Raw genomic sequence first — 13,552 nt, forward strand, 5'->3', positions numbered from 1 at the left:
GGAAAATTATTAAGCCAATAAGGCGTTTAAAGTCCTGGGCTTAACTTTTGGCACCGCTCCATGCCTGATAAAATCACCAACACCTTTTAATTGCTTTATAGCCTTTATGGCACTGTATCCAAAAGAGTGACTCCTTATTTTATTTAATAACATCGTATCAGTTTTAAATAAATCACCTTCTGTTAAAACCCCTTTAACAAGTAATTCCTTAATCAGTTCAGCCATTTTACCATTCGCGTATAAATAAAGCGGCAACCTGAAAAACTCATCGTTCAGCTTGATAAAGGTTTCATTAATCCATAATACCTCTGCCTGATTATTAACTGCAATTCGCCCTTCATTAAGTACCACCGCCGCTAAAAAAGTTTTTGCTTTTTGCCTTGAGATAATCCCAGCGTAAATGCCATCTCTTAACGTATAATCTAACCTATCTGCACAAAGCAAGGGCAAAGGCTGCTCTAAAATTTCGAACTTCCCGTACAAAATCTCATTTACGTCATATCCATATTTCCTTAAAACATCAGGTATCTCAGATTTGTATAACACCTCGGCAAATACCTTCTCGTGGAAATCTTCATCAGCATTTTCAAATACATAATCGCCAACGTGAGAGAACGCCGTGTGCGACACATCATGAAGCAAACCCGCGATTTGTTCGAGTTCAGAACCTCCAAGTTTCTTTATCAGCATTGGCAACACCAATTGCATGCTCCAACCGGGTATGACAGATGTCTGGATTAACCAGAAATATTGCACCGCTCTGATGAATACCCGCCAACCTTTTCAGCGCATCTGTTTCCAGGAGTGCCGCAAAAACCGCCGAAAATTCCATTTTCCCATAGAGCATATCATTAAGTTCAATCATGTCAGTTTCGTTAAATAACTTACAATTATACTAATTTTTTTAGTTTTATAAGGCAGTTGACAAAACTAAATAACTATAGATTTTAGCCAGAAAACCAACTTTCAAATATTTTGAAAGTGATTATTACATTAACATGATTAACAAATTACTGCTTAGAAAAACAAGGGTATGATATTAACGTTATCATTGTAAAAAACAGCTATATGGCAACTGCTCAACAAATTCGTACTGCTTATCTTGATTATGTTTTAACAAACAATGAAAAACCTAAATCGGTTTACAGTTTCACCAAAAAACTTAAAATAACCGAAGCAGATTTTTACCAGTTTTATGCTTCTTTTGAAAGCATAGAAAAGAACATCTGGTTTGAGTTAACGTTCGAAACAATCAATACCATTAAGCAGCAGGAAGTTTGGCTTCAGTATTCCTCAAGAGAAAAAATGCTTTCATTTTTCTACAGCTACGCAGAAAATTTAAAAAACCAGCGCAGCTTCATAATTTATAGCTTAAAGAATTATAAAGGGAAGTTCTCTACGCCAAATGTACTGGCCGGGGTTAAACCAATTTTTGAAAACTTTGCAGAAGAAATCATCAATGAAGGCTTAGAAAATGGTGAACTTGCCGAGCGTCGCTTTCTAAGCAAAAGGTATAAGGATGCTTTATGGATTCAGTTTGCATTTATTCTTAATTTTTGGATAAATGATGACAGTGACGGTTTCGAAAAGACGGATGAGGCCATCGAAAAAGGGATTAATGTAACTTTTGATTTGTTTCAACACTCTCCTATCGACAATTTATTTGAGTACGGAAAATTTCTAAGTAGAAACGGGCAGTTTAAAGAGCGTATGGGGTTTTAATTGATGAAAGAACAAAACAGTATTCCGGTAACTAAAGTAGAGCGTTCAGCTAAATTTGTTAAAACAGGCTTCCAAATCGGTGGAAATTACATTAAGCATTATTCTAAAAAACTTTTTAATCCTGAGTTGGATAGAGAGCAGCTTAATGAAGACAATGCCACAGATATTTATAAATCGCTGAGCGAGTTAAAAGGTAGTGCCTTAAAAATAGCGCAAATGTTAAGTATGGATAAAAACATACTTCCAAAATCATACGTGGATAAGTTTACGCAATCACAATACAATGCACCTCCGCTATCAGGGCCGTTAATTGTAAGAACTTTTACAAAAAACTTCGGCAAAACACCTGATAAAATTTATGACAGCTTCAATATAAATTCAACCAATGCTGCATCAATCGGGCAGGTACATCAGGCCACTTTAAACGGCAAAAAACTGGCCGTAAAAATTCAGTATCCCGGCGTTGGTGATAGCATATCGTCAGATTTGAGGCTTGTTAAGCCTTTTGCTTTCCGTTTATTGGGCATGTCTGAAAAAGAACTTAACATCTATATAAAAGAAGTTGAAGAGCGTTTGCTGGAAGAAACTGACTATATATTGGAGGTAAAGCGTTCTATTGAATTCTCAGAAGCGTGTTCAAATCTGGATAATGTAATTTTCCCAAAATACTATCCGGAACTTTCAGGCAAACGCATTATTTCCATGGATTGGATTGAGGGTTTACATTTGAAAGAGTTTTTACAAACCAATCCATCACAAGAACTTAGAAATAAAATCGGACAGGCGCTATGGGATTTTTACAATTTTCAGCAGCATGAATTAAGAGCCGTTCATGCCGATCCGCACCCTGGGAACTTCATGATTACGCCAGATGAAAAACTTGGCGTTATAGATTTTGGCTGTATAAAAGAAATGCCGGATGATTTTTATTATCCTTTTTTCTCATTGATTTCCTCAGATGTGATTCGCGACAAGCAAAAAACAATCGAAGCGTTTCGTAAGCTGGATATGATTCACAAAGATGATACTGAAGGTCAGGTGGAATTTTACTATAAATCTTATAAGGAGATGATTGAGCTTTTCGCGAAGCCTTACATCAACCCCGTTTTTGATTTCAGCAAGAATGAATTTTTCGAAAAGTTATATGCTTACGGCGAAAAAATTTCAAAAATGCCCGAGTTTAAGCAGGCCCGCGGTGTAAAGCACTTCATTTATGTAAACCGAACTAATTTCGGCCTTTATACCATTTTGCACGAACTTAAGGCAGTAGTTAAAACCGATACCTTTAAGCCTGCAATCGAGAAGAGCTAAGCATTTTTCTTTATCACATCGATCATATGATCTAAGTCGAACGGTTTTTGAATAAAATCGTCGGCTTTACTTTCTTCTGCAATTTGGGGTAACTTATCAGATGTAGAGGTTAGAATGGCAGAAATATCTTCTGTTTCAGGTTCCGATTTCAGTTCCTGGATTACCTTTGAACCTTTCTTAGTTCCTTTAATATTGTCGTCTATTACCACAACATCAGGATCAATTTTATCAATATTTTTAATAGGATCTGTTGATAGTGAAGCTGTTACATCAAATCCTTCCTCGTCCAATACCTGGTCCATAATATCCAGAATATCCTTGTTATCCTGAACTAGAACAACCTTTTTCTTCATAAAAATTCACACGTTTAATTCTTTTTAAATATAAGAAAAAGAACAGTTCCATAACATAGTGTTTCATTTTTTATGTCTGGCGCCGATGCTGTTCGTCCGGAAATTCGTGGCGTTGGTCGATTAGTCTTTGATTCTCGTATAAAAGCGCCATTCTGGCTGCAACGTTTTTCCCCACTTGGCGTCTTATCAACAAACAATAACATAAAAAACATAAACCGATAAATAAATCATTTTAAATAAAGCATTATGAAAACCTCAATCAAAACCCTAATCGCAACATCATTAACCGCAATCGTTTTAACATCTTCAATTTTTGCAGCAGACGCAAACGCCGGAGAAAAAAAACCAACGACTTCTGTAAATGCAGCAAGCAACTACAAAAGAATTGTTATCAAAGGCAATGTAGAAGTTACGCTCATTCAGGGCGCAAAAGAAGGTGTGAGCTATACTGATGATAACACGGGTAAAGCGAAAATTATGCAGGAAGGAAATATTTTAAAAATCTCGTCATCCGATAAGGATTTGGTAAAAATCACGGTGTACGTTGCCGATATTTTCAGAATCGATGCCTCAGATAACGCAGTTGTAAAAACAAACGGAAAAATCAGGACTAAATATTTACAGGTTTTCTTAAGAGGTAATGCGCAGGCAGAAATCAATTCTACCACAGAAGGACTTTACACCGTAATTGAAGATTATTCAGATTTAAAATTGAGCGGCGCTACAGACAACCATACAATTGTGATGGGAAAAACACCAAAATTAACGATAGACAGGTTCGCGGCTTTAAAAACCAACATGAGCTCAGGCGAAGCCAGCATTAATCAAACCGTAGCATTAATAAAATAAGATTAATCAATTTACCTTTAAAAGCGACTAAACTCTAGTCGCTTTTTTTTTGTCTTTTTTTGCGCCGTAAGCAACTTCAGTATTTCTTCAGATTACAAATGTAAATTGCAAAAAATCAAAAAAAATGATGAATTTACTTAAGGGCAGATACGCTGTTCTTTACGCCTTTATAATCTACTTCCTTACTTTTTCCTTTTTAATTCGAATTGCACTTTTTATCGCCTCGGCTCAGCATGTAGCATTTTCTCTGGGCGAAACCCTAAAAATATTTGTGTTGGGCTTATTTTACGATTTGGGAACGAGCCTTATGCTGGTAACGCTGTACAGCTTGTTTCTTTTATTAATACCGACCAAAAAATACCAAAAAAAATGGAACAGGTTTTTTACCCCTGCCGTACTGTTTTTCTTTCTGGTCATAACGCTCTTCTCTTTTTTCGCTGAACTTACTTTCTGGCAGGAATTTGAAAGCAGGTTCAATTTTATTGCTGTAGACTACCTTATTTATACGTATGAAGTTATTCATAACATTAACGAATCGTATCCATTGCCATTACTAATCTCCGCAGTTTTACTTATTGCCTTAGCCATAACATTGCTCTTTTATAAACTAAAAATTTTTAAAAGAACTTTTGAAAGTACTGTTCCCTTTAAGCAAAGGGTTATTTTTTCATTAACACTTATCGCAATTTCACTAACCTTTTGTTTTATAGTCAAAAACAGCTGGGCCGAACATGGAAATAACCGCTACGCAAACGAATTAAGTAAGGCAGGCATTTATTCCTTTTTTGCCGCCTTCAAAAATAATGAGTTAAATTATAAAGACTTTTACAACCTTATCGATGATAAAGAAGCATTTAATTTAATGCGAAAAGAGCTTGAGGAAGCAAATGCTAAATTTTTAACCAGCGGCTTATCCATAAAAAGATTTGTGGCTAATGATAAGCAGGAGGTTAAACCAAATGTGATTACAATTACCGTAGAAAGCCTGAGCGCTGACTTTTTAGCGCACTACGGAAATAAAGAAAATTTAACGCCTTTTTTGGATTCAACTGCAGACAACAGCGTCTTTTTTAGTAACATGTATGCAACCGGTACCCGCACCGTTCGTGGCATGGAAGCACTCACACTTTGTATTCCGCCAACACCAGGTAGCAGCATTGTCAGGAGAATGGATAACGAACATCTCTTTTCTGTAGGTGCTGTTTTTAAAAAGAAAGGTTATGTAAACACCTTCTTTTATGGCGGCGATGGCTATTTTGATAACATGAACCACTTTTTTGGCAACAATGGCTACAACATAGTTGATAGAGGACGAAAACTGCTAAACGAAACTTTTGATGGAAGTAGAAAAATTATTAAAGATGGGGAAGTAACGTTCGAAAATGCCTGGGGTATTTGTGATGAAGATATTTTTAATGTGGTCATTGAAGATGCTGATGCAAAATATAAGGCGCACCAGTTGTTTAATAATTTCATCATGACCACCTCTAACCACAGGCCCTACACCTTCCCGGCGAATAAAATAAATATGCCTTCGGGTACAAGGGAAGCCGCTGTTAGGTATACTGATTACGCGATTGAGCAATTTATCACAAAAATTAAGCGCAAACCATGGTTTAATAACACGGTAATTGTTATCGTGGCAGACCATTGCGCCAGCAGTGCGGGTAAAAATGAAATCGACATTTCAAAATACCAGATACCCTGCATGATTTTGAACTTAAAAAATCAGCCCGCTTTAAACATTAGTAAAATGACCTCGCAAATTGATTTGTTTGCCACGTTATGGCATCTTTTGGGCTGGAAATACACCAATGGATTTTTCAGCAAAAATGTTTTAGACGAATCGTATAAACCGAGGGTGGTTTTGGGAACTTACCAAAAACTTGTTTACATGCGCAATGATAGTATGGTGGTACTGAGTCCGCAACATAAAATGGAGCATTACATTTACAACAAGGCTAAAAACGAACAGAACAAGACCAAATTCCCGGATGCTTTCGGAAACCAGGCTATTGCAAACTACCAGACTGCTTTCGAACTGTTTAAAAACGGAGGACTAAAAGAGTAAAGCGGAAACAGCTATGCCAATTCCGCTTCTATTAATTTTCGTTAAGATTTAAGCTTAAATCTGCTGCTTTAGCGCTTTCTACTTCTTTACGCTTTCCTTTTGCCTGGTATTTGACACCAACCCGGAGTGCCTTCAAGCCAGAAACGCCTTGTAATTCTTCCAAATCCAACTGCTCCAAATCATCATTCAAAAACCCTAAATCCTGCAGGTATTTAATGTATTCGATATACTCTTTCGCTTCTTCAGCATTAAAATACACCATTGCTATTTTATTTGGCTGCGTTAAACGTTCCGAAGTATTTTTAATCAACACCTTATCAATTCGTTTCTTAACAACTTCATAGCGTATGTTGTACGCACCTTCCACATCAAATCTACGCTCATCATTTCTGAAACTGATGTCGATAGAGTTTGAATGTATAAAAACCAGTTGTGTAGTTTCCAACGGACGAGGCATTTCGCCAATTAAACTTTTAGATAACCTTGCAATTTCGACCATGGATGTAAGTTGCCATAACCTGATATTTTTCAGGTAGAGCAAATCGAAGGGCTTATTTGGGGCAATATCCTGACCGATGTAAATATCATACTCTACCCCATCGGTTCTAAATTTCGCAAAATAGCAAGGATAAGAAGCCTGGAGATTTGCCTGCGCAGTTTCCAAATACTGGCTCACCTCCATATTGATAAGCTGCATAGAAACCTCAAGCTTGCGTCTGTTTTCGTAAGCTAAACCTGTTTCAGGCAGAATTTCTGCAAAATAATCGTCTACAATTTCCGCCGACTCTGGATGGTTAACCTTTATAACGGAGAAAAATGGGTAAACTTCTGCAGCTAAAAATTCATTCAACAACATTTCTTCATTACTCGAAGCAACATTACTAATGCGCACAATCCAATCGTTACAGTTAAAAATTAACTTATCAATTAATTCTAAATGAACAAATTTACGTAAGCCTTTCAGCGTCTTAATTATGTTCAATAAATGAACATGCATATCTTCTTTTAAAGCCTGGTTGCGTTCGGTGGTCGAATTTCTAATATCTACAGCGCCAAAAAGCGGATACATATTTTTAAAAGTAACCGTTTCTATCTGCTTATGTTTCTTGTTTTGTTTATTCTGCTGGATGAAATGCCAAACCGCCTCGTTAAACTTCCACTGTACGGAAGGCTGTAATGCCGTAAACTTATCCATCAAAACGGCATCCATTTTGGCATTAAACTCCTCAATGCTGTATTGAAAAAGCTGCCCGATTAAAGGCATCGCAGGGCGTAATCTCGACAAGAGTTTATCGTCTACAACAACTTCCTTACTCGAATATACTTCTAAAACACCCGCAAGTTGTGTATTGTAATAAACTGGCAATACCGAATATGAACACACTCCGGCAGTTTTCAGTACCCGTAAAAACGGATCTTTGGCCATCTGATCTTCATTAATCGAGCTCACAAAAATTGGTCGTGGATCTTCCTTGTATTTATCAACCAGAGAGTAAAAAACCTCTTCTTCCATATTAGAAGCTTTGGCCGAATTGATAAGCATGCTTTGCGAAAAGTCCTGATTATCGAAAACCAACTTGTTATTTACAGTCAGGAATGGCATTAAACCGAATTCCAGATCGCCATTACCGCTTAGTGTTTTCAAAGCCTGAATAACGTGGTTGTAAGCCTCAGTTTGGTAATTATGATCAACAAGGGCGTTTCTAATGCCCTCAATGGCATGTTGTAACGTTACATCCGTTATAGAAATAACACTAAAGCCTTCAAAAGTGAATTTGCTTAATGGCAGTTGTTCAACCAGGAAATCAATCTCATTACCTTCCTGAAAATGCTGTGCCAGGCTCTCGAAATTTAACTCAGGCAACTCACCTTTATGTTGAATATCGATAAACTGCGTGTCATTTTGAATGTTGTAGTACTGTATTAATTTATTATCAGGATTAACATGGGCGTAGATGATTTCATTTTTCAACACCGATGTGAAATTGTAAAATCTATCTAAAATTAAATTGTAGATAAACTTTAAGTGCTTCATCTCTGAAGAATCATTTGACTTGTCTTTATTAACTTTGTTTTTAGGATCGTGATCTTTAAAAAACTGGTAAAAAGCGTTGGTACTGAAAAAAATCTCGTCGGGCACGGGTGTGCTTAGTGCCCAAAACAATTCATTTTCATTCGCCATTAAGGGCGTAAGAATAGTAAATATCAGTTCGAGCGTTTCTTTATGCTTCGCTAACTCCTGTGCGGTGATATTGCCGAGTAAAGCATCTTCTTTTTCAATTTTCTCTAAAAGAAACCTGTAAAATTCAGACTTAACCGTTTTCTCAGTCTTTAAGCGGTTTTTCAGGTAGTTTACTAAAGGCCTGAAAGACAAGTTCGATTTAACCTGGCAATGAATACATTCGTTTTTATGTATTTGTATTACATTGGTATTCATGGGTAAAAATTTATTATAGACGTGAAATTAATAGTTAAAAAATAGTATAGTTAACAAAGATACAAACAGCTTAAGCGATAATTAGTCTTCAAAACGTAATACTATTTTTACAACACCTACATATAACTTACGTTAGAAAGTGGTTTTTAGTTTAAAAAAAATTGATTTCTTACTCCTGCGAAAGAGAAAGCGTATTAATATCTAAAATTTAAGGATACATACGGATACCAGCCATCGGTAGAGTGCCCCATCACAAAACGCACGACAGTTAGCGATGCCGGCGCAAAATAAACGCCTCCACCAACGCCATGATGCCATGTGTTCGACACATCATTTCGGCTCCAAACGCGGCCAACATCATAAAAGCCGAGCAAGCCAAGCTGGCCCGGAAGCACATAACTTACAAGGTCGCCGAGTTTTGCACGAAGTTCCAGATTGTTGTAAAAACTGTGTTCGCCAGCAAACCTAAACTGACGGTAGCCCAGCAAATTTCCCTGCCCGCCTAAAAACTGCGACTGGTAAAAGGCTGGTTTTCCTACCGTTATCCCCCCACCAAACCTATCGGCAAGTATGAATGCTTTTCTGCCATCGAGGTTTTTAAACAATGCAATGCTTGCCGTAAACTGCCCGAAAGAATTTGAATATTTGTTTATCCCTTTATAGCCAAGCAATTTAAAATCGACGTAGCTACCCAAAGTTGGCAGTAAATCGTTATCTCTCGTGTTGTTTGTAAAGCCGATAACGGCCCCTGCAAACATTTTTTCGTTGCGGACATTCAGGCTATCTGCAGAGCCTAACGGAGCGCCACTGGTAATAAATCTGCCCTCATTATCTTCCTGGTTTAATTTGTAATACTGGAATGAAGGACCAATGGTGATGGTCGATTTAGGCCGGCGCCACCGTAGTGACGGATCGACCTGATACAGATTAAACCTGGCCCGGTAATACCTGATGTCATCACCATGCTCGTCGAAACGGGTATCATTACCTAAGCCAAAGAAATTTTGCGTGTTATTTGGCGCATAGGCGTCAGCTTTTAAAATAAAATCTGCATTGCCGATAGCCTTAAGCCATTCTCCCTTATAATTAAACCTAAATGCTTTGGTTGAAAAAGAATGTAAAAACGAAACCGTCTGAGCGTTTCCATAAGGCTGTTTTCTAAAGCCAGGGTTGGTTTGTTTGTAAACTAAACCCAGTAAAATTCCGTCATCATTATTATAACCAACATTTAAATTATACGATTTTCTGGTGTACATATCTTTAGGTATGTAACTGAAATTGGAGGTATCGTTAGAAATTATTTTGCTGATTTTCTTGTCGGCATCTCCAAGATAGGTTGCTTTATCTTCTCTTCCGTAAAGCTTTACAGTACCATTGCTATTTGCAAAATCGTATACTTTCTTTCCCTTCCCGCCAATAATCCTGATTTTTATCGCGGATGTTTTGTTATCCAAAATCAGACTATCGTTTCCATTATGCATGTAAACCCTGATTTCCCTGGTTACTTTTGCATCAAAAACGCGGTTAAACAATTCATCCTTAATATTACCTTCCTTGGATATCTTATTGATTTTAACTTTCAGCCCTTTGTCTGGTGCATCTGTAATTTGAATCAGCTCGTTCTTATTGGTTACTTCTATATCTACAACCTTGTTAAAAAAGTGATAGTAGTCGTTCATCAATTTCGGGAGTGCAGCAATCCGGGAGCGCATTTGCGCCAGCAAGGCATCGTGATGTAGCGAGTAGCTTGGCTCAGGCAGTTTTCTTAATGCCCGCTCAAATACCTCGTCGTTATAATTTGCGCAGAAATCTTTAATTATCTTATTCCATTCTTCCTCACTAATATCGGCTGTCCAGCGGCTGCTCAGCTCCCGCCCTTCCCATAAAAACCAGTTTATATTTTTAATTCCCCGCTCGTAACCCTGCATCATTGGCAATAATGACGATGATTGGGTATAACGCTGCAGTAAACCGTCTGATCTGAAAAACACCTGATCCCTATCCCGTGGCACCGGAGTATAGCGTGAACCGCCGTCTTTCTTGCTTTCTTTCCAACGCCACTGGTCTTCATGCCTGTCCCAGTCGCCCAATAAAACATCAAAGGCTCTGGCTTTTACCCAGGCGGGTCCATCCAGCGTATTGTCATTATCGTCGGTCAATTGCTTATCCATCTTCGGAGAACTGTCTGATTCGCCCACCGGCTCCCTTTCCTCTAAAAGGCATAATGTATTCGCAAATGCCGATTCATACTCGCCAAGGTTATCATCCGGTGAAACCCAACCAATGATCGGATTACTGTGTGGAATGCCCGCGGCTTTTGCCAGCTCGGGTACAACCAATGCAGAAAACGGATGCTGTGCCGACATGTTATCCTTTATAATGTCTTTAGCAAAAGTTTGCCGCAACTGTTCGGGCAACAGGACTTCAGGAAACTTTTCTACGCTCCTCAGCACATATTCCTTTCCGTTCTTATCTTCCAGGCGCAAAGATCTCGACTGATTTCCACCGCCCCTCTGCGTTGCTTTCAAGCCGCCAGCAATTTGAGAAACCCGGAGTACCGGAACCTTGGTTTTCATAGCATATTCTTTCCGGTAATTTTCGCCAAAAATATAGCGGTGAAAACGCCCAACACTATCATATTCAGGCTTAATCTGCACAGTAATGCTATCGGCCAAAATAGGCTTATCCCTGTTTCGAACCTTTTGATTAATCGTTTCGAACTTCTTTGTGTAGGTGTAAACCTGCTTCACCCCCGTGTCTGCATATATGTAATATTCATATCGCATATCATTATTCATAAGTTGATCTGCAATAACGTAACCTTGCTGCATTTCATGAAACAACGATGTTTTGCCCTCTTTATTAGGCGATACCTTTGAACCCGAACCACTGATAACCTGAAGCTGTTTCCCTTTTATGAGTTGCAGGCCATGCTCGTGACCAGAAACATAAGTTACATTAGGATAGTCGCCGAATACACCTGTTACAGATTTTATCATGTCTTTATAAGCCGGATGGTTCAAATCTTCAGGACTTAATAAGGTTGAGCGCAACAGCGGATAAACAGAGCCGATAACCGGCATTGGGATGTATAGGTTTTTATTTAATGATGTTAAAGGGAATAAGTGGTTGCGTAAATTAAAATAGCCGCCATGCGGACCGTAACTTTGAAACGGATGGTGCGATGCAAGCAGGATTACCTTTCCCTTATTTTTATCCAGCAAATCCTCCATTTTTACCAAGACCTCATCTTTGGTGCGGCATTCGCACTCGCCATTTGGATTGGATTTGTTGTAAGGAAATAGCCACCATTCACTGTCGTAAGCAATAATTGTTAACTTATCGGTTAGGTTAATTGCAACAGGATCCGGACAACCATTTGCAGGAATAAGCTTAAGAAGCGGGTCATTTTGTGCTTTCAGGTAATCATCCTGAGCCTTAATTTTAGCTAAGCCTTTCGGACCGGATTTGTCCCAATCGTGGTTGCCTGGCACAAAATAAACGGCAGCACCTTTTTCCCGCATGGGCGCAAACTGCGACTGCAGAATTTTGCGGGTATCTTCCTCCTCCAAACTGCCTGGCAGGCCCATTCCCGTTGGGTATATGTTATCGCCGAGGTAAACGACGGTGGTTTTTTTTGGAATTATTTGTTTAGCGGCATTCTTTAGATCCTGCATCTGTGCGGGATTCATTTCTCCGGCATCTCCAAATAAAATGACACGATATTTTACATCACTTTGTGCAAATGCTGAAAGGCTGACCAGTAATGAAAATAGAAAAAGAGTAAAGTTTTTAATCATATTTTTTATTTGGAATCCGAATATGTATCCAAGATACAGGTTTTGCTGCTCCCTAAAAAGGGAACAGCGTTGAATTGATTTACTTTTTAAGTTTAAACGCAAGAATATCGCCTGCGGCTAAGGTGCCGCCTTCGTTTGAAATGTATAAGTTATTGTCTTTATCGAAAGCAATACCTTCTGGTTGATTGAAATTGCCACCTTTTAATGGATATGTTCCTTTTATCTTAAAATCAGCATCTGCTACAACCAATAATTTATTTACGGATGATAAAATGTACCACTCGCCGGTCGCTGGATTTTTCGCGAAGGCAGAAGGCTTGAATTTCACTTTCTTTTCGCCTGATAGTTTTTCGATTTCATCAAAAGGCAGGTTAAATGTGCCCGAAGCTTTCAAGGAATTGTCTTCTTGAAAATCGAAGGCATAAATACTCGTCGCTTTATTTTTTTCATCGTCTTTACTTCCCTTTGTCAGGATATAAACTTTTCCAGCCTTTTCATCAGTTGCAATGCCCTCGTATTCCGCCTTCGGAACCAAATCTTTTATTTTTACCACATTATCCACCTCGGCTTTGTTAATGTCGGCAATTGGAAACATATGGAGCTCGCCATTACTTTTCAGCACAATTATCTGATCTTTAATAATGGTTAAATCCTCATAATCACCTTTGCCACCAAACTTCGTATATTTTGATTCCTTATCGTTTAAACCCAGATAAAACAAGTCGCCGTCTTCATCCTGAATGGCAAAAACCTGTTTTGGATCACCATTATGAAACACTATACCCGAAATTTCGAAAAGATTCTGGGGCATATTATACTTTGTTGGGTTTTCCAAATCATAAGGTAACGTTGATTTTTCGGTACTGGCCGACTTTGTATCAGCATCAGCATTTTCATCACGCTTTCCATTAACGCAGGAAATGCAAAAGAAAGCCAGCAGCAAAACACTAACTGCTGAAAGGGTATAAAGCTTGTAATTTTTCATTGGTAATTGTTTATTAATTGTTAA

At 38.3% G+C, this 13,552-nt stretch carries 10 protein-coding genes; 4 read left to right on the plus strand and 6 right to left on the minus strand.

Annotation, left to right across the window (positions count from 1 at the left end; all coding sequences use genetic code 11):
* Window positions 1-9: 9 nt before the first annotated feature.
* Complete coding sequence (locus AC0IWT_RS06455) at window positions 10-690, minus strand: HD domain-containing protein (RefSeq protein ID WP_471796485.1); 681 nt, start codon at window positions 688-690, stop codon at window positions 10-12.
* Window positions 662-865, minus strand: coding sequence for a hypothetical protein (locus tag AC0IWT_RS06460; RefSeq protein WP_471796486.1), 204 nt, complete (start codon window positions 863-865; stop codon window positions 662-664). Before AC0IWT_RS06460 ends, AC0IWT_RS06455 begins: the two co-directional genes overlap by 29 nt.
* 203 nt (window positions 866-1,068) lie before the next feature.
* On the opposite strand from AC0IWT_RS06460, the gene AC0IWT_RS06465 reads away from it, so the two are divergent.
* Window positions 1,069-1,722 carry a TetR family transcriptional regulator C-terminal domain-containing protein gene (locus AC0IWT_RS06465; protein WP_056870422.1) on the plus strand — a complete coding sequence of 218 codons (654 nt, stop codon included), beginning with the start codon at window positions 1,069-1,071 and terminating at the stop codon, window positions 1,720-1,722.
* Window positions 1,723-1,725: 3 nt separating this feature from the next.
* Window positions 1,726-3,033, plus strand: coding sequence for an ABC1 kinase family protein (locus tag AC0IWT_RS06470; RefSeq protein WP_471796487.1), 1,308 nt, complete (start codon window positions 1,726-1,728; stop codon window positions 3,031-3,033).
* Here the strand turns inward: AC0IWT_RS06470 and AC0IWT_RS06475 are convergent.
* A complete protein-coding gene (locus AC0IWT_RS06475; RefSeq protein WP_056870424.1) occupies window positions 3,030-3,386 on the minus strand; it encodes a response regulator in 357 nt (118 codons plus the stop codon). The two genes, AC0IWT_RS06470 and AC0IWT_RS06475, sit on opposite strands and share 4 nt — an antisense overlap.
* Window positions 3,387-3,632: 246 nt before the next feature.
* Between AC0IWT_RS06475 and AC0IWT_RS06480 the strand changes: the two genes are divergently transcribed.
* Both AC0IWT_RS06480 and AC0IWT_RS06485 read left to right on the plus strand, forming a co-directional pair.
* Window positions 3,633-4,235: a GIN domain-containing protein gene (locus AC0IWT_RS06480; protein ID WP_471796488.1), complete on the plus strand. Its 603-nt coding sequence runs from the start codon at window positions 3,633-3,635 to the stop codon at window positions 4,233-4,235.
* 124 nt (window positions 4,236-4,359) lie between these two features.
* Entirely contained in the window at window positions 4,360-6,306 is a 1,947-nt protein-coding gene (locus AC0IWT_RS06485) for an LTA synthase family protein (RefSeq protein WP_471796489.1), read from the plus strand.
* A gap of 31 nt (window positions 6,307-6,337) precedes the next feature.
* Here the strand turns inward: AC0IWT_RS06485 and AC0IWT_RS06490 are convergent, their stop codons facing one another.
* From AC0IWT_RS06490 to AC0IWT_RS06500, 3 genes are all read right to left on the minus strand, one after another.
* Entirely contained in the window at window positions 6,338-8,743 is a 2,406-nt protein-coding gene (locus AC0IWT_RS06490) for a GAF domain-containing protein (protein ID WP_056870426.1), read from the minus strand.
* Between the two features lie 194 nt (window positions 8,744-8,937).
* Window positions 8,938-12,543: a BamA/TamA family outer membrane protein gene (locus AC0IWT_RS06495; RefSeq protein WP_471796490.1), complete on the minus strand. Its 3,606-nt coding sequence runs from the start codon at window positions 12,541-12,543 to the stop codon at window positions 8,938-8,940.
* 79 nt (window positions 12,544-12,622) lie between these two features.
* Complete coding sequence (locus AC0IWT_RS06500; RefSeq protein WP_471796491.1) at window positions 12,623-13,528, minus strand: SdiA-regulated domain-containing protein; 906 nt, start codon at window positions 13,526-13,528, stop codon at window positions 12,623-12,625.
* Window positions 13,529-13,552: the final 24 nt, after the last annotated feature.

The sequence above is a fragment of the Pedobacter sp. AC464 genome (assembly GCF_979253075.1).

Bases quoted from the DNA above. Each gene is read 5' to 3' on its own strand.
- AC0IWT_RS06455 (WP_471796485.1), bottom strand. From the start codon at position 690: ATGCTGATAAAGAAACTTGGAGGTTCTGAACTCGAACAAATCGCGGGT.
- AC0IWT_RS06480 (WP_471796488.1), top strand. From the start codon at position 3,633: ATGAAAACCTCAATCAAAACCCTAATCGCAACATCATTAACCGCAATC.
- AC0IWT_RS06460 (WP_471796486.1), bottom strand. From the start codon at position 865: ATGATTGAACTTAATGATATGCTCTATGGGAAAATGGAATTTTCGGCG.
- AC0IWT_RS06475 (WP_056870424.1), bottom strand. From the start codon at position 3,386: ATGAAGAAAAAGGTTGTTCTAGTTCAGGATAACAAGGATATTCTGGAT.
- AC0IWT_RS06485 (WP_471796489.1), top strand. From the start codon at position 4,360: ATGATGAATTTACTTAAGGGCAGATACGCTGTTCTTTACGCCTTTATA.
- AC0IWT_RS06470 (WP_471796487.1), top strand. From the start codon at position 1,726: ATGAAAGAACAAAACAGTATTCCGGTAACTAAAGTAGAGCGTTCAGCT.
- AC0IWT_RS06490 (WP_056870426.1), bottom strand. From the start codon at position 8,743: ATGAATACCAATGTAATACAAATACATAAAAACGAATGTATTCATTGC.
- AC0IWT_RS06500 (WP_471796491.1), bottom strand. From the start codon at position 13,528: ATGAAAAATTACAAGCTTTATACCCTTTCAGCAGTTAGTGTTTTGCTG.
- AC0IWT_RS06465 (WP_056870422.1), top strand. From the start codon at position 1,069: ATGGCAACTGCTCAACAAATTCGTACTGCTTATCTTGATTATGTTTTA.
- AC0IWT_RS06495 (WP_471796490.1), bottom strand. From the start codon at position 12,543: ATGATTAAAAACTTTACTCTTTTTCTATTTTCATTACTGGTCAGCCTT.